Raw genomic sequence first — 19,779 nt, 5'->3', positions numbered from 1 at the left:
CTTGGCGGGGCCATGAACAAGGAAAAAGGTCTTGGTCCGTGAGAGTCAGTGAGTGTCCGTGGCAATAAACGTTTTAGAGGATTTCGCGGGTTTCGTGGCCAAAGGTTCTTTTCCTTGTTCCCGTCCGCCCTGAGCCTGTCGAAGGGCCGTGGCCAAAAAAATCACTCTCGAACTTCGATCCCCTGCGCCTTCATAAACGCCTTGGCCTCAGGAATTGTGTGCTGCCCAAAGTGGAAAATCGAAGCTGCCAGCACTGCATCGGCACCACCCTTGGTGACCCCATCCGCCAGGTGCTGAAGCTCTCCTACACCCCCTGAGGCAATCACCGGCACCACCACTGCATCACTCACCGCCCGGGTCAGTCCCAGATCAAAACCGATCTTCGTGCCATCCCTGTCCATACTGGTCAGCAGAAGTTCACCCGCACCCATGGCCACCATCTTGCGAGCCCACTCGACGGCATCAAGCCCTGTAGGCTTGCGCCCGCCATGGGTAAAGATTTCCCAACGAGGCTCCTCACCTTCGCCACTCACCTGCTTGGCATCAATGGCCACCACGATGCACTGACTGCCAAACCGCTCGGCGGCTTCGCGGACAAACTCCGGGTTGAAAACGGCAGCGGTATTGATAGAAACCTTGTCGGCACCGGCATTGAGCAACTTGCGAATATCGTCCACGGTACGCACGCCGCCACCGACCGTCAGCGGGATAAAGACCTCTGCGGCCATGCGTTCCACTGTTTCATAGGTGGTGTCGCGGCTTTCGTGGCTGGCCGTGATATCCAGGAAGGTAATTTCGTCGGCACCCTGCTCGTTATACTTGCGGGCCACTTCCACCGGGTCTCCGGCGTCGCGGATGTCCACGAAGTTGACGCCCTTGACCACACGGCCCTTGTCCACGTCCAGGCAGGGAATGATGCGCTTTGCCAGTCCCATATCGCCCTCCTCAGGCTTTGTTAAGGCTGTCGCAATAAGTCTGGGCTTCGGATACGTCCAGGGTACCCTCATATATGGCCGGCCGGTAATGGCGCCGAGGATCCCCTTGTCAGCCACGGTTGCCAGTCGCTTGAGGTCGTCCATGTTGGTCACACCACCGGAGGCAATGACCGGTATGCCGCCTTCTTCCGCGAGCGCAGCTGTTGCTTCAACATTAACGCCCTGCATCATTCCGTCGCGGCTGATATCGGTGTAGACGATGGCTTCGACGCCATCGTTGGCGAATCGTTTGGCCAGGTCGGTGGCCATGACTTCAGAGACTTCGGCCCAGCCGTCGGTAGCAACCCGGCCGTCCTTGGCGTCAAGGCCGACGATGATGTGGCCGGGAAATTGTTTGCACATTTCTGTGACGAACTCCGGCTCTTTGACGGCCTTGGTGCCGATGATGACCCACTGCACGCCGGCCTTGAGGTAGGCTTCGATGGTTTCCGCGGAACGGATGCCGCCGCCGATCTGGATGGGCAAATTGGGGTATTTGGTGGCGATGGCGCGAACGATTTCGCCGTTGACGGGTTCGCCGGCGAAGGCGCCATTGAGATCCACAAGGTGGAGGCGACGGGCACCGGCGTCGACCCAGCGGTCGGCCATGGCGACGGGGTCGTCACCGTATTCGGTGGAGTCGTCCATTTTGCCCTGGCGCAGGCGTACGCATTTGCCGTCTTTGAGGTCGATAGCGGGGATGATGAGCATCGCTTTTTGTTCCTTTAACTCTGACTCTGGGGCTAGGGAGTTCGCCGTCCGCGCTCCGGCAGGTGGTAGCCCTTTCCGGGACACGCCGTGAATACGTCCGTGTAGGCTCTTCAAAAACATCCCTGTTTTTGAAGGTCCCGGAAAGGGCTACCACCCACCGGATCGCCGCTTGGGTGCGGGCCTCCCAGCAGCGTTCAGTTTTTTCCTGACCAGCCAGTAAAGTTTTTAAGAAGCTGCAGACCCGCCCGGGCGCTTTTTTCCGGGTGGAACTGGACAGCAAAGATATTATCTCTTGCGACCGCCGCAGCAAGGTCGACACCGTAGTGGGTGCGGCCGGCGATGGCGTCGTTGCCGGCGGATTCCACGTAGTAGCTGTGCACGAAGTAGAAGCGGTCACCGTCCTCGATGTCGTGCCACAGGGGGTGGTCGACGGTCTGCCAGACCTGGTTCCAGCCCATGTGGGGGACTTTCAGTCGTTCACCGTTTTCGACCAGGTTTTCGCCGAAGAAGCGTACCTGGGAGTCGAACAGGTTGATGCAGTCCACGCCGCCGTTTTCTTCGCTGCGGGACATCAGGGCCTGCATGCCCACGCAGATGCCCAGGAACGGGCGATCGACAGAGACTTCACGGACCAGCTTGTCCACGCCCAGGCGTTGCATTTCGGCCATGCAGTCGCGAATGGCGCCGACGCCCGGGAGGATGACCCGGTCGGCTTCGCGAATCTGGTCAGCGTTGTCGGTGACTAACACGCGGGCGTCGGGGGCGACGTGCTCCACGGCCTTGCGGGCGGAATGGAGGTTTCCCATGCCGTAGTCGATGATGGCAACGGTATTCATCGGTGGAACAATCCTGCAATCAGCAGGGACCGCTCAGAGCGACCCCTTGGTAGACGGTGTGATGCCGGCCATGCGCTCATCCATTTCAATGGCCATACGCAGGGCGCGTCCGAAGGCCTTGAACACGGTTTCGATCTGGTGGTGGGTGTTCTTGCCCTTCAGGTTGTCGATGTGCAGGGTCACCATGGAGTGGTTGACGAAGCCGTGGAAGAATTCCTCGAACAGGTCCACGTCAAATCCGCCCACTGACGCACGGGTATAAAGCACATCCATCGCCAGGCCAGGGCGGCCAGACAGATCGATGACGACCCGTGACAGGGCTTCGTCCAGGGGTACGTAGGCGTGACCGTAACGGCGAATGCCTTTCTTGTCCCCCACGGCCTGTTTGAAGGCCTGCCCAAGGGTGATACCAATGTCTTCGACGGTGTGGTGGTCGTCGATATGCAGGTCACCAGTAGACTTGATGGTCAGGTCCACCAGGCCGTGGCGGGCGATCTGGTCCATCATGTGTTCGAGGAAGGGCACGCCAGTATCGAAACTGGATTTGCCAGTACCGTCCAGGTCGATCTCGACGGTGATCTGGGTTTCAAGGGTATTTCGTTCTACCCGAGCCTTGCGAGCGGCCATGAAAACTCCGGAAATTGACAAGCAAGCGTTGAATTAAGGGCGTAATTATACCCGTTCGCCCGGACAGAGTCCCGTTTAAAGGACTATGGCGACGATAGCCAAAGGCGCTTCAGAATGCCTTCTTCAGATTGTTCATGTAGGTATCCACCAGACCGTTGAATTCGTGTTTCACCACGGGGCTGATGGCCATCTTGAGCAGGCCTGGCAGTGGCAGGGTCAGCTTGGCAGAGGTCTGGAAGCGGGCACGGGTGGTCTGGGCATCAACGGCACTCAGGGTCCAGCTGCCAGCGACGATGCCGTTGCCCTCGCCTTTTACCGGCACCCAACTGACTTTCCCGGCATCCCTGTCCGCATGGTACTGGCAGGCGTAGGCCGTCTGGATGGAGTACTTGTCGACACCGATCTTTTCCATTTCCCAGCGATAGGTGTTGTCGCCCAGATCCACCAGGCGGTCCACCTTGGGAAAGTGACTGACCGACCGGGGCACGTCTGACAGCAGCGCAAACGCGTCGCCAAAAGAAGCGGCCAGCTCGATCTCGCGGTTCAGTTCAATGGAAACGGTAAAAGCCACGCCTGTGTCCTCCAGTATTGTTCGGCCGGTTTTTATCAGGTGCCGGTAGGCTTCCTATTGTGGCGAAACCCTGCCATTTTGTCATACTTGGAGCACTTTTAATTTGTAATCTGTGCGTTAGGCTTGAAACAGTAGCCCACTTACAGATTCCAGAGCGCTTACCGGATAAGACCAGAAAGGACCCCTTGCCATGAAAGCTGTCCGCTACATCATCTTTGCCATTGTTGGCCTGATTCTGTTGGCGATTGCGGCGGTTGCCGTCGCGGTGTTTGTCATCGACCCGAACGCCTACAAGCCCCAGATTGAGCGAGTGGTGGAGCAGAAGACGAACCTGGACCTGGATCTTTCCGGCGATATTGGCTGGTCACTGTTCCCCCTGGGCCTTGAGCTGAATGACGTTGAAGCCACGCTGGATGGTGAGCGTTTCGTGGCACTGCGCCAACTGGTCGCACAGGTGGATTTCTGGTCGCTGATTGCCATGTCGCCGCAGGTTCACACCTTCGTACTGGACGGCCTCGACGCCCGCCTGACCGTAGCGGAGGATGGTACCGGGAACTGGACTCGCATACTGCCGGAAGGCGTAACGCCCAGCGCCGATGAGGCCGCGGCGGAAGCCGCACAGGAGGAGGCTGCAGCAAACGGCGGCGATTCCGGTGATGTCCTGGCTTTCGCAGTGGAGGAAATCCGCGTCACCGATGCAAGCGTTCAGTATGAAGACATGGCCACCGGGCAGTCCGTGGTACTGCAGGATTTCAGCCTGCTGGCCAGCCAGATCGCCCTGGGGTCCGAGTTTCCGCTGGAAGTAGGCTTTCTGGTCAATACCGGCCAGCCGGAAATGAGCGTCAATGGCGACATCTCCGCCCGCCTGACCGCAAATGAAGCACTGACAGAGTTTGCGGTAAACGGTCTGGATGCCAAGTTCGGATTGTCCGGTGAGGCCTTTGGCGACCGCACGTTGCAGGCCCGGATTACCGGCGGCGCGGCCGCCAACCTGGAAAACGAGACTGCCAGTCTCGACGATTTCCGCGCCACCCTGGCCAACCTGGAGCTGACTACCAACCTGGACGTGGAGGGCTTTAGCGCCCAGCCCAAGGTGACCGGTGACCTGGCCGTGGCTGAGTTCTCCCTGCGGGAACTGATGCAGACCCTCGGCATGGATGAGGTCGAAACCACGGATCCGGAGGTACTCAACCGCCTCTCCCTGAGCACCAAACTCACTGGCCCGGCGGGTGTGGCAGAATTGTCCGACCTGACCATGGTACTGGACGACACCACCTTTAATGGCGGTGCCCGCTACAACATCGAGTCCGGCGCCGTTGCCTTCCAGCTGAAAGGCGATGCCCTGAACGCAGACCGTTACCTGCCTCCGCCGGCAGAGGAAACCGGCGCAACCCAACCATCTACCAGCGGAGCACCGGCAAGTGCAGGGGCTGAAAGCGATCTGCTCCCCCTGGAAACACTCCGCGGGCTTGACCTGGACATCGACCTGGGCCTGGGTGAGCTGATCATCAGCAACCTGACCATCACCGATATCAACACGTCGATCGACGCCTCCAACGGGCAGGTAAGCCTGAGTGACTTCAGCGGCAAGCTCTACGACGGCGGTTTCCAGTCCAACGTCAATATCGATGCCCGCAGTGACGACCCGTCGTGGCGACTCAGGGCCCAGGTATCCGGTGTGGAAACCCAGCCACTGCTGCAGGACCTGGCTGAAATGGACATGCTGGCAGGGGCTGCCAATATCAACATTGACGCCAGCACCCAGGGCAACCGGATCTCAGTGCTACGCCAGAACGCCGACGGTACCGTCAACTTCAACCTGGCTGAAGGCCAGTTCACCCGGATGAACCTGACCCGCATGGCCTGCCAGGGCATCGCGCTGGTGAACCAGGAACAACTGACCACCACCGACTGGGGGCAGACAACGCCCTTCAATGACATGAAGGGCACCCTGCAGATCAACGGCAACACACTGGACAACACCGACCTCGTCGCCGCCCTCGCCGGCATGCGCCTGGAAGGTAATGGCACCGTGGACATGGCCGCCTCCGAAATCGACTACGAGGCGGGCCTTCGCATCGTCGGCGAGATCCACCGTGACGAAGCCTGCCGGGTCACCGAGTACGTCGAAAACGTTGTTATCCCTGTGGAGTGCCGAGGCAACTTCACCGAAGACCCGGCCGGCATGTGCTCCTTCGACGGCTCCCGCTTCCGCGACACCCTCAAGGACATCGCCGCCAACGCTGCCAGGGCCAAGGTCCAGGAAGAAACCGAGCGCGCCCGCGAGAAGGCAGAGGAAAAGGTACGCGAAAAGATCGACGAACGCCTGCAGGGAGAAGACGGCGAAAAAGTGAAGGATGCTATCCGGGGCCTGTTTAACCGATGACCGACCGGTTCGCCGAACGCCTTCTCGAGTGGTATGACAAACACGGCAGGCACGACCTGCCGTGGCACCAGGACCGGTCACCCTACCGGGTCTGGGTGTCGGAGATCATGCTCCAGCAAACCCAGGTGACCACGGTAATACCCTACTTCCAGGCCTTCATGGAGCGTTTCCCCACGGTTCAGAACCTGGCAGAGGCGCCAGCAGATGACGTTCTCAGCCATTGGTCAGGACTGGGCTACTACGCCCGCGCCAGGAATCTGCAAAAGGCTGCTGTCCAGGTCATGGAAGATCATGGCGGGGAGTTTCCTGACAACCAGGACAAGCTGGAAGCACTTCCCGGAATTGGCCGGTCAACCGCGGCTGCAATCATCGCCCAGGCATGGGATCGCCGGGCCGCCATCCTCGATGGCAACGTAAAACGGGTACTGGCCCGCTACCACGCCGTGCCCGGATGGCCAGGGCAGACCACAACGCTCAATGCCCTGTGGGCCCATGCCGAGCGGCACACGCCACACACCCGGGCACGGGACTACACCCAGGCCATCATGGACCTGGGTGCCATGGTCTGCACCCGCAGCCGCCCGGCCTGTGGTGAGTGCCCGCTGCAAGGCGGCTGCGAGGCAAGGGCCCGCAACGAGGTTACCCTCTACCCAGGAAGTAAGCTCAAAAAGACAAAGCCCGAGAAGGCCACCTGGATGCTGATCCTGGAAGACGTCGAGGGCCGGATCCTGTTAGAGCAGCGCCCGCCCAGCGGTATCTGGGGCGGCCTCTGGAGCCTGCCAGAACTTGACCCGGCCTACGGCGCCGAAGAACTGGAAGAAGCCTGCGAGCAGCGATTCGGCCTCACCTGCAGCCAGCCGGACCTGATCACCGGGTTCCGCCATACCTTCAGTCACTACCACCTGCATATCCAGCCCGCGAGGCTCCAGGTTGCACACAGCCAGGTCATCAGGGAGCCCGGCACCCACCGCTGGCTGCACCGCGACGAAGCCCTTGCACTTGGCCTGCCCGCCCCGGTGAGATCCCTGCTGACCAACCCGGAACAGGCCACCCTGCTCTGATCTGTTATCATCCCGCAAAACCGAAACATTCAAGGTAAAGAGGAGCGCCCATGAGCCGCACCGTATTCTGCCGCAAATACCAGAAAGAGATGGAAGGCCTGAACTTTCCCCCCATGCCCGGCGCCAAGGGGCAGGAAATCTACGAGAACGTCTCCAAACAGGCCTGGGAAGAATGGCAGGCTCAGCAAACCATGCTGATCAACGAAAAGCACCTGAGCCTGATGGACCCGAACACCCGCAAATACCTCCAGGCGCAGATGGAACGCTTCTTCAACAACGAGCCTTTCGACAAGGCCGAAGGCTATGTTCCGCCGGAGCAATAACCCTGACTGATCAAGGTTTGCCCAGCCCCGCCGAACACCGGGAAATTTTTCTCAGGCAGCCTTGACTCAGTGATTCTAAACCGGTTTAATAGCGCCCCGTTGCACAGCAGTACTGCAACTTGCCCGGATAGCTCAGTTGGTAGAGCAGGGGATTGAAAATCCCCGTGTCGGTGGTTCGATTCCGCCTCCGGGCACCATAAGATTCAATGACTTAGCCCGCTTCTTAGCGGGCTTTGTCGTTTCTGGGCCCTCCCATGGGACACTCATGGGACACTTCGCCACAAAAATCAGCAACACTCCACGACACTTTCTACCCCAAACACCCCCTCCGCCTTTACCACCCATCCGCAGCCTGAAATCCACCAAAACGACTAATTCTGCAAGCCAACTGCCCCGTGAGTGTCCCAAACAGCAGGGAGTCTCAAAAAATCATCAACACAACAATGCGTTACCTGGTAACGCACGGGGATTAACCATCCCCTGGTTGCTTTTGTGGAGTGTTGTGAATTACAGTTGAGGGGCAAAAAAAGAGCCGGGCCAGTGCACCACCACCAGCCCGGCAACCACCGGCAAACCTGATAAGGAGGTTACGCCAATGGCACACGCCAGTTTATCACGACAAGCCCTTCACCTTGCAGGAGGGCTCCCGCATGGCAGCTCTTGAAAAGCGCATCGACAAGGACGGCAAGACGAAATACCGAGCCAAGATTCGCCTCAAAGGCTACAAGTGCGTATTCCGGCGAACGTGACCGGTCATTCCGGGGATCGTGACCGGTTTGCACACGGCCATCACGCTGGAGTCAGTTTTGTACTTTGAGCGGTCACGATGGGTCAACCGATTCCGTCTTTTGTGTTTTTGCTTTTCGCAGTGATTCCCCCTTCAGATTGAGCCGGTGAGCGCCGTGCAGGAGCCGGTCCAGGATGGCGTCGGCGAGCGTGGCGGAGCCGATGTAATCGTGCCAATGCTCCGTGGGTAACTGGCTGGCAATGAGAGTTGAGCCCCTGCCGTGCCGGTCTTCGATCACTTCCATCAGGTCCTGTCGCTGTTGCGCGGTTACCTTCTGCATGCCCCAGTCGTCCAGGATCAGAAGGTCGGTTTTTAGTAACTGGTTCATCAGCCGGGCATAGCTGCCATCGCCATGGGCGATGCGCAGTTGTTCGAACAGGCGCGGTACCCGCAGGTAGCGAACTGAGAGTCCTTGCCGGCAGGCCTGGTTGCCCAGGGCGCACGCCAGCCAGGTTTTGCCGCAACCGGTCGGGCCGGTAATGCACAGGTTCAGGGATTGGCGGATCCAGTCACAGCTGGCCAGTCCGGCCATGCGAGAGCGCTCCAGCCCTCTCGGGTGGTGGTAGTCGATGTCTTCAATGCAGGCCGGCACACGCAGACGGGCGGCCTTGAGCAGCCGCTCCAGTCGCCGGTTTTCGCGGTGCAGCACTTCCCGATCTACCAGCAGGGCCAGGCGCTCCTCGAACGCCAGGTCATGGGTGTCAGGCTGTGCCCGCTGTTGTTCCAGGGCATCGCACATGCCGGTCAGTTTGAGCTGTCGCAGGGTATCGAGGGTGTTGTGAGTCAACATCAGTTTCTCCGGGATCAGTGGTAGTAGCGGGGGCCGCGAACGTTGGTGTGTAAGGGCAGATCGGCCAGCTCCGGCTCTTCCTCGGCCAGTGGCAGAGGCAGTTGGTCCAGACCCTGCTTCAGGATCGAGCTGATGCTCTGATAGCTGGCCGAGTTGATGACCAGTGCTCGGCTACAAGCCTGCTCCAGCCGGTCACGGCTATAGCGGCGACTGAGGTTCAGCAGACCCAGGCAGGCCCGGTAACCATGCTCCGGATGAGGGCGATCCTTAAGCTGTCGCTGTACCACGTCGAGCGTGGCGGGACCGATGTCCCTGGCCCAGTTCAGGAACCGCCCGGGAGACCAGTTCTGATGGGCCTGGTGGGACTTGGGCATGTGCTCGGTCAGGGTGACGAAGCGGCCCTTGCCATGCCGAGGGTGCAGTGCGACCCGCTGGCCTTTGTGCATGACTTCCACGGACGTATCAGTGACGCGCACGTCCAGCTTCACACCCACCAAGGCGTGGGGCACGCTGTATAGGCGTTTGTCGATCTCGATGTGGTAGTCGATGCCCGGTCGTGCCTTGCGCCACTCGGCGTAGACATAGGGCGTTGCCGGCAGTGGCTTCAGCGTAGGTCGGTCCAGTGTTTCGAACAGGCTCTGGCGGCTCTCGGAGCGCCCCTGGAACGGGCGCTGATTGAGTGCCGGTAGCAGCTCCGCGATGGCCGAGTTCAGTTCGGCCAGCGAGAAGAACGTTCGGTGTCGTAACCGGGCCAGGATCCAGCGTTCGACCAGCAGCACGGCGGCTTCTGCCTTTGCCTTGTCCTTGGGTTTGTAGGGCCGTGCTGGCAACACCGCCGTCTGGTAATGGGCGGCCAGTTCCGCGTAGGTCTCGTTGATCTTCGGGGTGTAACGATCCGCTTTGGTGACCGCTGCCTTGAGATTGTCGGGGACCAGCAGCTCAGCTACCCCGCCGTAGAACGCCAGCATGCGCTGGTGGGAGGCGATCCAGTCCGGCAACGACTGGGACCAGGTGGCTTCGGCGAAGGTATAGCTGGACGCACCCAGCACGGCCACAAAGACCTGGGCCTTGCGCATCTCGCCAGTGCTGCGGTCCACCACCGGCACGGTGGGGCCGCAGTAATCGATAAAGATCTTTTCACCGGCCCGGTGGACCTGACGCATGCTGCGTCGCTGCCGGCCGCGCCAGAGCCGGTAGTGATGGCAGAACTGGCTGTACCGACGAGCCTTGTCGCCGTGGCGCTCTACGTACTCAGCCCAGAGCAGTTGCAGGGTCACGCCCTTGGTCTTGAGTTCCTGATGGATCTGGAAGTAGTCGGGCTCGGCAAAGCGTTCGGGCGGCGTCTTAGCCGGGAACAGCTGGGCCTCTAACCGTGCTTCATCCGTGCCTTCCGGCAACGGCCAGGTGATGCCCTGCGCGGTGGCCAGGCTGACGTACTTGCCGACCACGCCCTTGGAGAGCCCGCAGGCACGGGCAATACGCTCATGGCTCAGGCCCGCTTCGTACTTGAGGCGCAAGACCTCGATGATCTGTCGCATGGAAATCCTCGCTGCCGGCATCCGCCCTTCCTCGTGATGAAAAAGGAAGGGGTATGCCGGATAAAGTTGAAGAATTCCAGCGTGTTGGCAGGGATTCCGGAGGAACGTGACCGATGATTCCGGCATCGTGACCGGCGATTCCGGAAAACTACCCGAAATCGGTCACGATAAAACGGAATGAGCGGTCACGATCACCCGGAACAGGCGGTCACGTTCAAACGGAATGGGTGGTCACGATGGGCCGGAATATGCAACAAGCCTGTTTCCGCCACTTTCGCACGAAAAACAGATGCGACGCGCTGGATAACACAGACCGAGGCTGCAATGCGGCAAGGCCGTTATTTCCAAGCTGCTGGGGGCGAAGGCAAGACTCTTTCAGAGGCCATTGACCGCTATATCAGAGATATCCTTCCCGGCCTGAAAGACAGCAGACACCGGGAAACCCACCTGAACTGGTGGAAAGGTGAGATAGGCGAGAAAGAGCTGAAGCATGTGAACGCCGCCCTCCTTTCCGAGTGCAGAGACAAGCTCAAGTCCACGCCCTTCAAGTTCGGTAAGCAGGAAAAGCTTCGCTCAGAGGCCACCGTGAACCGCTACGTCGCGGCTTTAAGCCCGGTGTTAGCCGCCGCCAGCAATGAATGGGGCTGGATGCAGGACAACCCCTGCCAGAGAATCCGGCGCGGCGCCGAGTCGAAAGGACGCACCCGGTTCCTCTCGGACTCAGAGCGCAAGGCCCTACTCGATGCCTGCGACAAGGCCACCGATACGCCAGAGCTCAAGATTATAGTGTTACTGGCCCTGACCACCGGCGGGCGCCGTGGTGAAATCTCAGGGCTCCGCTGGCAAGACGTAGACCTCAAACGCCAACGGGTAATCTTTGTCGAGCCCAAGAATGGCGAGACAAGAGCCGCACCACTGGTCGGCCCAGCGCTGGATGCAATGAAAGAATGGTCAAAGGTCAGGCCGCTGGATGCGACTGCCTACGTCTTCCCAGGACGGACAGACAAGACCAAGGACAAGCCCCTGGACTTCGAGCGCCCATGGCAGACCGCTCTGAAGAGAGCCAACATCCAGGATTTCCGGTTCCACGACCTTCGCCACACCGCTGCAAGCTACCTGGCCATGAACGGCGCTGGGCTGCGTGAGCTTGCTGACATTCTTGGTCACAAGACGTTGGCAATGGTTCAGCGGTATAGCCATCTCACCCAAGACCACAAGGCTGCAGTAGTGGAGCGCATGACCAACGCGATCTTTAACTAACCAGAAGTAGGTCAATCCAGCACAAGGACGTGCCACCAGCTATTACCTTACTACCGCGGACACAATCCATGACCGACACGAACCATGCCTCTAACGACCAAGAAGAGAAGCCGGCCACGCAGTTCATCGGCTTGAGTATCTGGGATATCCCTACACCTGTTCCCGTCACCTTGGACACTCAAATGTTCTATGTCCTTGAGGGACTGCGTTCGGGAGATCCATCTCTGCTAGCCGACATGATTGAGGCTGGCCGACTGGATTACGCAGCCAGGTTTATGACAGCCGAGGACAATGCACGCCTTGCTAGAGCTCTAAGGAAAACACAACCGAAATTTTTCCTTTCGAAGAAGGAAAACCGATCCCACCTGGAAATTGAAAGAAAGCGTGATGCTCGGTTACTAGGTCTGATCTGTTTCTGGTACGCGCAAGGTTTCAAAACCACCAGCTCGCGAAACCAAGCCTCTGCTATCGAGAAAGCAGCAGAGTCGTATTCTAATAACCCCATCCCCGGAGCCTACCCCAAGACGGCGGGCAGCATGAAAAGTCACCTGTGGTCGGAACACCTCTCAGGCAAAACCCTTGTCGGAGATGATGCCATCGCAAAAATATTCACTTACTTCGTCGAGGGCCTGAGCAAATCCACGCCATCCACAGAAGAGGCGACCGAGCGATTCATATGGTTCGGAAACCACTTCCTAAACCGCATCCCCCCTCCGCTGCCATTACCTCGTGAACACCTTGAAACACTCGACACCCTTATAAACGGAAGCGACGAGACCTGCTTCAGCTTCAGAAGAATGCTTGTAGAGGAGCGCAACTAGCGACCAGAACCACAAACTCAATGAAACAAGTACGAGAATCAGCCGAGATTCTCGTACCTTACCGGAAACTGCCCCTTTGGTTTCATAGACCCAGCGCGCGCTACAACACTCTATGAAACCCAAGGAGCACAGAATGAAGGTAAGCGTCCGGCCATCACACCTTGTCAGGTATAGCCGGCATCCAGTTGTGGGGTAATAGTTCGTCGATGGCGTTGTTCTTCTGCGTCGGCAGCCGGGTCAGCACATCCTTCAGGTAGGCATAGGGATCATGCCCGTTCAGCGTGGCTGACTGGATCAGAGTCATCACCGCAGCAGCACGCTGACCGCTCCGTAGTGAGCCCGCGAACAGCCAGTTGCTGCGCCCCAGCGCCCAGGGTCGGATCTGGTTTTCCACCCAGTTGTTGTCGATGGGCACAGCACCATCGTCCAGGTAGCGCCTCAGCGCTTCCCACCGTTTGAGGCTGTAATCCAGGGCTTTGGCCGTGCCGGACCCATCCGGCACTTTCTGGCGATGCGCCAGCATCCACTGATGCAGTGCATCGGCAATCGGTCGAGCCTTGGTTTCCCGGATCTCCTGTCGTTTATCCGGCGGCAGGTCTTTGGTGTCCCGTTCGATCTCGTAGAGTCCGCCGATGTATTCCAGAGCCTTGGCAGCCAGCTCGCTCTTGTTGGCTTCGTGCAGGTCGTAGAACTTGCGCCGGGCGTGAGCCATGCAGCCGATCTCGGTAATGCCATTGCCGAACCCGGCCTTGTAGCCAGCGTAATCGTCACAGACTAGCTTGCCCTGCCAGTCACCCAGGAAGGTGCGGGCGTGTTCGCCCGCCCGGCTGGGCGCGAAGTCATAAACGGTGGCTTTCAGGTCCGAGAACGGTGTGGTGCAGTAGGCCCAGACATAGGCCTTGTGGGTTTTCTTCTTGCCCGGGGCCAGCATGCTGACGGGGGTTTCATCGGCGTGCAGAACGCCGTGTTCCAGTAAGGCGCTTCTCAGCGCATCTGCCAGGGGTTGCAACTGCACACCGCAGGCACCCACCCATTCGGCGAGGGTGGAGCGCGGGATTTCGAGGCCGGCGCGACCGAAGATGCGTTCCTGGCGGTACAGCGGCAAGTGGTCGGCGTACTTGGCTACCAGCACCTGAGCCAGCAGGCCGACGGTAGGGATGCCCTTGTCGATCACCTGCGGTGGCACCGGTGCCTGGATCAAGGTCTCGCATTTGTCGCAGGCCCACTTGCCCCTGATGTGGCGCTCCACTGTGAACTCGCCCGGGACGTAGTCGAGCTTCTCACTGACGTCTTCGCCGATGCGCTTGAGCTGACATCCGCAACGGCAATGGGTGTTTTCGGGCTCATGATGGATCAGGGTGCGGGGCAGTTCCGGTGGCAGTGGGGTGCGCTTGGGTTGCTGCTTGGGCCGAGCGGCTTTCTGCTCCTCGGTCATCGCCTGGTCCAGCTCGGCTTCGATGGCGGCCAGGTCGCTGTCGATCAGTTCATCCAGCAGTTTCCCCTGAACCGCATCGAGTTGTTCACTGCGACGGGCGTACTTGTGACGCTTGAGGATGGCGACTTCGTGGGTCAGCTTCTCGATGATGGCGTTGCTGCGCACCAACTCTCGCTCCTTCCGGCCCAGGACTTGATCCTTGGCGTCCAGAGAGTCCATCAGTTCCGTCGCCAGGGCACGGAGCTGATCGGCAGAGAGTTGGTTGATGTCGGGGCGCTGAGTCATGCCGCCTAGTATGCCAAGTCCCTGTGCGGCAAGCGATTCGCGGTTCTGGCTATAGCGGCATCACGGCACTTGTGGTTACAGGATGGAGATGACGCCATCGGCCCCAAGGCGTTGCCAGGGCAGGCCCTGAACCAGGGCGGACAACTGTTCCTCGGTCAGGCGCAGTTGGTCACCGCGCCAGGTTTCGCCCCAGTGGAACTTGCCCCGGTTCAGCCGGCGGGCACACAGCCAGATACCCAGACCATCGTGGATCAGCACCTTCATCCGGTTGCCCCGTTTGTTGGCGAACAGGTAGGCGCAGTGGGGCCTGGCAGAACCGAAGACCTGAACCACCCGGGCCAGGGCCTTGTCGGGCCCCGCCCGCATATCCAGCGGTTCGGTGGCCAGCCAGATCTCGTCGATGCGTATCATCCCAACAGGTCCCGCAACAGGGCAGCACACTGGTGAGCCTGCTCCGCAGGCCACTCCACCACGACCGCGCCACCGGCGCGGGGAATCTCGATGCGGATGGTGCTACGCTTATCTGAGACCGATGGGTTGCCCGGTGCAGAGGTTGCCGCTGGCAGATTGACTGGCACAAATCCAGGTATTGTCGCTGGCGCTTTCGGCGCTCGTCGCGCCTCACTAATCCAGCGCCGGACCATGTTGGCGTTGAGACCGTTATCCAGCGAGATCCGGGAAACAGAGGCATCGGGTTCCAGGCATTTGGCGACAATCTCGGCTTTGAATTCGCGGGAAAAACGGCGACGGCGTTGGCAGGGCTTGGTTACGCTTAATTCGTTCATGCTAAGTGTCCACTAGAAAATAAGTGGACACTATCCTGACGGCGGTAGCGCCAGGCTCAAGATGGGATCACCGGACGGTTACGAATGAAGCCCTTAACACCAGGCAACATCAGCAACCTCACGCAATCCCCCCAGGAAACCTCCCCCAACATCCTGGAATCAGTCGCGGACACAGACTACACCCGGCTTCCGCCTCCGCCATCACTACTAACAGTCAGCCAGTTCTGCAAACTGGAAGCAGCCTTCACCATCGGCGGCATGCGGCACCTCCTCTTCACAAAAGGGCACGACCTCCCAGGCGTTTACCGTTTCGGCAGAAAACTTCTCATCGACCGAGCCGAATTCATAGAAGGCGTGAAGCAGGGGCACACAGCGCAGATCTGCAAGGAGGCGAAGTGATGAGGACTAACGGCTACGCAGACAGACTGTACGAAATCACTAACGCCCTCATGGAGTCAGGCATAGAGCCGGTAAACCCAGAAGGGCTGCTTGGCAAACTCAGCGACGGCTTGATGATCCGCTTCCCAACGAAGTCGAAACCGCGCAAAGCCAACGGCTGGCTGGTTGCCTACTTCGACCGGGGGTTGCCCTTCGTGGTTTTGGCAGGAGACTGGGCAACAGGCGCTGATATGAAGTGGACTCCAGCTTTGAGCACGCCCCCATGTCCAGAAGAGCGTGTGCGGCTAGCGCACAGGTTGGCTGAAGCAAAAAAGGCGCGAGAAACTGAGCAAGCGTTCCAATGGCACCAGGCAGCGCTGAGAGCGGAAACAATCTGGAATAACGCTGAAGCTGCAGCACCAGACCATCCTTACCTCCTACGCAAAGGTATAGAGCCACACCTCGCCAGGATGAAAGGCAAAGACTTGATTCTGCCAATCACCGACTTCAATGGCCGGATCTGGAGCCTGCAATCTATCACGCCAGAGGGAGACAAGCGCCTTATGGCCGGGGGCAAAAAGACTGGATATTTCATTGCCGTTAACCAACCTGCAACACAGGCTCGCGTTCTTATCTGTGAAGGCTGGGCAACCGGCTGCACTCTCGCAGAACAGGATCCAGGAGCGCTTGTTCTCTCAGCTATAGACTGTGGCAACCTCAAAGCAGTTGCGTTAAGTGCTCGCAACCGCTGGCCAGATGCCGACCTTATCGTCTGTGGCGACGACGACCGGAAAACAATGGGCAATCCAGGCGCGAACGCGGCCAAGACAGCAGCATTTGCAGCCCGGGCTCGCTTCAGCCTCCCGGCATGGCCAGCGACCGCACCACTGGAGCTCTCAGACTTCAACGACCTGCACAACTGGCTTAAGGAGCAACAATGAGCATCTACACTCAACTGGTTGCTTCTGACCCAAGAACCGGACTGGCGACGCCCCTACCCAGCATCGACACATCGCCCATTCCGCTGCCGCGGAGAGAATCGCCCGATCCTTTCCCTGTGGAAGCTCTGGGGGAGCTCTTGGGAGAGGCGGCCACAGCGATTGCCTACTACGTGCAGGCACCTCTGGGCATGGCAGCTCAGTCAGTGCTAGCAGTTGCATCTCTGGCAGTGCAAGGCCACGTAAACGTGCGAAAAGGCAACCTCGGAACCAGCCCCACCACACTCTACTGCATAACCATTGCCGCAAGTGGTGAACGCAAGAGCTCGGTGGACAACTTAGCCATGAAGCCGATCTACGAGCTGCAGGCCGAGCGTCGGGCGGAATATCCAGACAGGCTGGCCGAGTATAAAGCAGAACTCGAGGCCTTCGATGTGCGATACAACAGCATCCTGAAAAGCTACAAAGGCTCAGGCAAGTCACAGAGCACCTTAAGCCAGCACGACCAGGATGCACTTGCCGGAGAGTTGGCGGATCTCGAGAAAAGGAGACCTACGCCACCGCCAAGGGCGCACATTCTGATGGAGGAACCGACTGCAGAAGGCATCTACAAACACTTCGAGGAAGGACTGCCCATCGCAGGCCTGTTCTCCGACGAGGGTGGAGCGTTCTTCAGCGGGCACGGAATGTCGGATGAAGCCAAGGGCCGAACCATCACCATGTTATCTCAAATCTGGGATGGCAAGCCCATAACCCGAACCAGGGCAGGCGCCGGGGAATCCGGAGTCATAGCTGGCCGGCGGCTCTCATCACACCTGATGGTGCAGCCTGTCATCGCAGATAAGCTCTATTCAGATCCGCTCTTAATGGGGCAAGGGTTCTTACCGAGATTCCTACCCTGCTGCGATGCATCCCTGATGGGGAAACGGCTACTTGGTCAGCGCCCGTTCGATGAGAACCCAGGTAACGACCCCGCTCTGGTTCAATTCTGGAAGGAGGTAGACCAGTTAGTCCGCCAGCCACTCCCAACTAACGACTGCGGGGAACTGCAGCCGGAAAATCTGGTGATCTGCGGAGATGCTTATACGGCTTGGGCCAATGTTCACGACTCGTTTGAGGAACAGCTAGCTCCCCATGGCGAATACACCATTATTCGTGAGTTCACCGCTAAAGCTGCCGATAACGTCGCCAGGATTGCAGCTGTGATCTCTTATATCGAGTCACGCAGTGCGCCTACGGTATACCACATCGCCCGAGCCGCTCAGCTGATGCACTATTACTTGATGACGATGATGCGTCGAGTTCAGGAAGCGTCCCACAATGCATCGGAGCATGAGGCTCTTGAGCTGTACGAATGGATGCAGCGAAACGGCGGAGAGCTGGCCTCAGATGACTTCAAAAGGCTACCCGCAGCCATTCGCAGGGCCAGGAAGGCCCGGGAACTGCTCTCACTGCTGGTTGATAACGGGTATGCCACCGTGTCTGCTATCAGCGGCCCCAAGGGCAAACCTCGCGCGTGGAAACTTCGGACGGACACCAGGGACGACCCCTTAACCGATATGGAGGGCTAATACCGCCCACGTTGCCGGTTGCGGATTCTGCGGATTCTGCGGAACCCCACTAAATTGGCACCAGGAGACTGCGGGCGGCCTGCGGAAAGCTGCGGATGCATTCAAGAACAACGAATGCTCCGCACGCTTCCGCAGACACCCTAAGCCCTCTTATAAGCGGTAACCTACTGATTAAAAAGGACCCGAAACCAAACTCCGCAATACCGCAAAATCCGCCCACCCTTCCCGCACGACACAACACCCCCTGAAACCGCCAAAACTGGCTCTCTTCCGTTTTGTGTGGAACATTAGCTTGCAACCATTCTCTGTAATGGCGTCTGGAACGGGTTTGCTGGCAGATGCTTGAGCTTGCCGGCAATCAGAAAGCAGATGGCAATGAAGTGGCTCGCCGTGCCGTAGCCGCGCGCACGGGCCTTGGCCGCCTGGATCAGGCTGTTCATGGCTTCGACATAACCATTGCTCAAGCCGCTTTCAAAGCCCTGTAGGACTCCGGCCCAGTGTCGCTTGATGGTGGCAGCTAGTTGTTTCATCGGTTCCAACCGACAGCGTCTGGCCCAGGAGTGCCATCGCTTCAGTAACCCTTCCGCTTGTTCACGACCAGGCTTGGCCTGGAAGATGTCACGCAAGGCCTCTTTGATGCGCCAGGCACGAGCGGTCTTCAGGTTGGAGCGGGTCAGGTCGTAGACGGCCTCATCCTGCTTTTTGCTCCAGCGGGCCATGTCCGTGAGCCAGGCCCATTTGGTTCGCTTCAGGCGGGCGTCGTGGCGTACTTCAGACTTGCGCACGGCATCCACAGCCTGATTTGCCAGCTGAATGATATGGAACCGGTCAAAGGTGATTTCGGCGTTGGGCAGGTGCTGCCCCAGGCCGCTGATGTAGGCTTTAGACATATCGATGCTGGCGTGCCGGATCTGATCAGCCTTGCCCTGATGGCTTGCAAGATCCTCAGAGAATCCTTTCAGAGTCTGGGCGTCACGACCGGGCGTTGCAAAGATGAGTCGGCGCTCGGCCAGGTCATGCACCAGCGTGATGTAGTGATGGCCACGCCGACAGGCGGTCTCATCGACCCCGATGGTGGTCACGGTGCTGTAGTCTTCACGAGCTTGTGCCTGGGTGACATGGTGGTCCAGTACCCGCCAAAGGGCCCTGTCATCAGTCCTCAGCTGCCTTGCCGTGGTCGATACCGGCATGGCCTTGGCCAACGTGAGCGCAAAGGCTTCGAATAGCAGGGTGAAACGGCTGCCCGGGCGAGCCCAGGGTACTTCCACCTGAGTGGTCTTCTTGCAGCCGCCGCAGCGCACCCGGGGCACCTCGGCATGGACATAGGCGGCAAACTGGAAGAAGTCCAAATGCCGCCAGGTTCGCGGTTTCCGGTCGTGAATAGGCTGATCAGATCGCCCACAACCAGGACACGGTAATTGCTTCGCCTCACAGGAGACCCGGAAATCGATACGCTGGGCCTTTGGGTCAAAATCGATGTCATCGACAGCCCATGGTGACGTCAGACCCAAGGCTTGTGTGAACAAGAGTTCCGGATTCATAGAGATGTTCGCTGGAGGTCAGAAGATATCAGGGAGTATGGCTCAAAAAGGCGTTAGCTGGCGACCGATTCCACACGGAATGGAAGAGAGCCCCAAAACTTCGACCACACCAGTGGTAAATGCCATAATCAGCCCAAATCAGGCTGAAACTGGTTAAAACC

At 59.0% G+C, this 19,779-nt stretch carries 18 protein-coding genes, 1 tRNA gene and 1 pseudogene; 9 read left to right on the top strand and 11 right to left on the bottom strand.

Annotation, left to right across the window (positions count from 1 at the left end; translation table 11 throughout):
* Positions 1 to 161: 161 nt before the first annotated feature.
* From hisF to LJ360_RS04415, 5 genes and pseudogenes are all read right to left on the bottom strand, one after another.
* Complete coding sequence (hisF, locus tag LJ360_RS04435) at positions 162 to 935, bottom strand: imidazole glycerol phosphate synthase subunit HisF (RefSeq protein WP_091851081.1); 774 nt, start codon at positions 933 to 935, stop codon at positions 162 to 164.
* Between the two features lie 10 nt (positions 936 to 945).
* A pseudogene (hisA, locus tag LJ360_RS04430) lies at positions 946 to 1,685 on the bottom strand (1-(5-phosphoribosyl)-5-[(5-phosphoribosylamino)methylideneamino]imidazole-4-carboxamide isomerase).
* 194 nt (positions 1,686 to 1,879) lie between these two features.
* Positions 1,880 to 2,521 (bottom strand): imidazole glycerol phosphate synthase subunit HisH, encoded by a 642-nt coding sequence (hisH, locus tag LJ360_RS04425; RefSeq protein WP_264995394.1) that lies wholly within the window; start codon positions 2,519 to 2,521, stop codon positions 1,880 to 1,882.
* A gap of 33 nt (positions 2,522 to 2,554) precedes the next feature.
* Positions 2,555 to 3,148 (bottom strand): imidazoleglycerol-phosphate dehydratase HisB, encoded by a 594-nt coding sequence (hisB, locus tag LJ360_RS04420; RefSeq protein WP_264995393.1) that lies wholly within the window; start codon positions 3,146 to 3,148, stop codon positions 2,555 to 2,557.
* Positions 3,149 to 3,257: 109 nt separating this feature from the next.
* Positions 3,258 to 3,719: an SRPBCC family protein gene (locus tag LJ360_RS04415; protein ID WP_264995392.1), complete on the bottom strand. Its 462-nt coding sequence runs from the start codon at positions 3,717 to 3,719 to the stop codon at positions 3,258 to 3,260.
* A 190-nt stretch (positions 3,720 to 3,909) separates the two neighbouring features.
* Here LJ360_RS04415 and LJ360_RS04410 point away from each other — a divergent pair, with 190 nt between their 5' ends.
* From LJ360_RS04410 to LJ360_RS04395, 4 genes are all read left to right on the top strand, one after another.
* Positions 3,910 to 6,105, top strand: a complete 2,196-nt coding sequence (locus LJ360_RS04410; protein WP_264995391.1) for an AsmA family protein — start codon at positions 3,910 to 3,912, stop codon at positions 6,103 to 6,105.
* Entirely contained in the window at positions 6,102 to 7,166 is a 1,065-nt protein-coding gene (mutY, locus tag LJ360_RS04405; protein ID WP_264995390.1) for an A/G-specific adenine glycosylase, read from the top strand. Before LJ360_RS04410 ends, mutY begins: the two co-directional genes overlap by 4 nt.
* Before the next feature lie 50 nt (positions 7,167 to 7,216).
* Complete coding sequence (locus LJ360_RS04400) at positions 7,217 to 7,489, top strand: oxidative damage protection protein (protein ID WP_264995389.1); 273 nt, start codon at positions 7,217 to 7,219, stop codon at positions 7,487 to 7,489.
* Positions 7,490 to 7,610: 121 nt separating this feature from the next.
* A tRNA-Phe gene (locus LJ360_RS04395) sits at positions 7,611 to 7,686 on the top strand.
* Between the two features lie 624 nt (positions 7,687 to 8,310).
* Here the strand turns inward: LJ360_RS04395 and istB are convergent.
* Positions 8,311 to 9,066, bottom strand: coding sequence for an IS21-like element helper ATPase IstB (istB, locus tag LJ360_RS04390; protein ID WP_091855292.1), 756 nt, complete (start codon positions 9,064 to 9,066; stop codon positions 8,311 to 8,313).
* A 14-nt stretch (positions 9,067 to 9,080) separates the two neighbouring features.
* Complete coding sequence (gene istA, locus LJ360_RS04385) at positions 9,081 to 10,625, bottom strand: IS21 family transposase (protein ID WP_177186128.1); 1,545 nt, start codon at positions 10,623 to 10,625, stop codon at positions 9,081 to 9,083.
* 303 nt (positions 10,626 to 10,928) lie between these two features.
* On the opposite strand from istA, the gene LJ360_RS04380 reads away from it, so the two are divergent.
* On the top strand, positions 10,929 to 11,864 hold the full coding sequence (locus LJ360_RS04380; protein ID WP_264995388.1) for a tyrosine-type recombinase/integrase: 936 nt from the start codon (positions 10,929 to 10,931) through the stop codon (positions 11,862 to 11,864).
* Positions 11,865 to 11,932: 68 nt separating this feature from the next.
* Positions 11,933 to 12,685, top strand: a complete 753-nt coding sequence (locus LJ360_RS04375) for a hypothetical protein (protein ID WP_264995387.1) — start codon at positions 11,933 to 11,935, stop codon at positions 12,683 to 12,685.
* A gap of 154 nt (positions 12,686 to 12,839) precedes the next feature.
* On the opposite strand, the gene tnpC is transcribed toward LJ360_RS04375, so the two are convergent.
* The 3 genes from tnpC to tnpA all read right to left on the bottom strand — a co-directional run bounded on the left by tnpC (position 12,840) and on the right by tnpA (position 15,190).
* The gene (gene tnpC, locus LJ360_RS04370; RefSeq protein ID WP_264993908.1) at positions 12,840 to 14,405 is read right to left on the bottom strand and encodes an IS66 family transposase; all 1,566 of its coding nucleotides are present in this window, start codon (positions 14,403 to 14,405) and stop codon (positions 12,840 to 12,842) included.
* Positions 14,406 to 14,480: 75 nt separating this feature from the next.
* The gene (tnpB, locus tag LJ360_RS04365) at positions 14,481 to 14,816 is read right to left on the bottom strand and encodes an IS66 family insertion sequence element accessory protein TnpB (protein ID WP_264993909.1); all 336 of its coding nucleotides are present in this window, start codon (positions 14,814 to 14,816) and stop codon (positions 14,481 to 14,483) included.
* On the bottom strand, positions 14,813 to 15,190 hold the full coding sequence (tnpA, locus tag LJ360_RS04360; RefSeq protein ID WP_264994798.1) for an IS66-like element accessory protein TnpA: 378 nt from the start codon (positions 15,188 to 15,190) through the stop codon (positions 14,813 to 14,815). The genes tnpB and tnpA overlap by 4 nt, the downstream gene beginning before the upstream one ends.
* A gap of 84 nt (positions 15,191 to 15,274) precedes the next feature.
* Here tnpA and LJ360_RS04355 point away from each other — a divergent pair, with 84 nt between their 5' ends.
* From LJ360_RS04355 to LJ360_RS04345, 3 genes are read left to right on the top strand one after another with little or no spacing between them, the layout of a single operon-like run.
* On the top strand, positions 15,275 to 15,589 hold the full coding sequence (locus LJ360_RS04355; RefSeq protein ID WP_264995386.1) for a hypothetical protein: 315 nt from the start codon (positions 15,275 to 15,277) through the stop codon (positions 15,587 to 15,589).
* Complete coding sequence (locus tag LJ360_RS04350) at positions 15,589 to 16,509, top strand: toprim domain-containing protein (protein WP_264995385.1); 921 nt, start codon at positions 15,589 to 15,591, stop codon at positions 16,507 to 16,509. Before LJ360_RS04355 ends, LJ360_RS04350 begins: the two co-directional genes overlap by 1 nt.
* Positions 16,506 to 18,077, top strand: coding sequence for a YfjI family protein (locus LJ360_RS04345; RefSeq protein ID WP_264995384.1), 1,572 nt, complete (start codon positions 16,506 to 16,508; stop codon positions 18,075 to 18,077). Before LJ360_RS04350 ends, LJ360_RS04345 begins: the two co-directional genes overlap by 4 nt.
* Positions 18,078 to 18,364: 287 nt before the next feature.
* On the opposite strand, the gene LJ360_RS04340 is transcribed toward LJ360_RS04345, so the two are convergent.
* Positions 18,365 to 19,618, bottom strand: a complete 1,254-nt coding sequence (locus LJ360_RS04340) for an ISL3 family transposase (protein WP_264994661.1) — start codon at positions 19,616 to 19,618, stop codon at positions 18,365 to 18,367.
* Between the last annotated feature and the right edge of the window lie 161 nt (positions 19,619 to 19,779).

This window comes from Marinobacter sp. AN1, from assembly GCF_026013985.1.
Classification (GTDB): domain Bacteria; phylum Pseudomonadota; class Gammaproteobacteria; order Pseudomonadales; family Oleiphilaceae; genus Marinobacter; species Marinobacter segnicrescens.
Note: the sequence above shows the minus strand (reverse complement) of the source record. Positions and strands in the feature narration are given on the sequence as shown.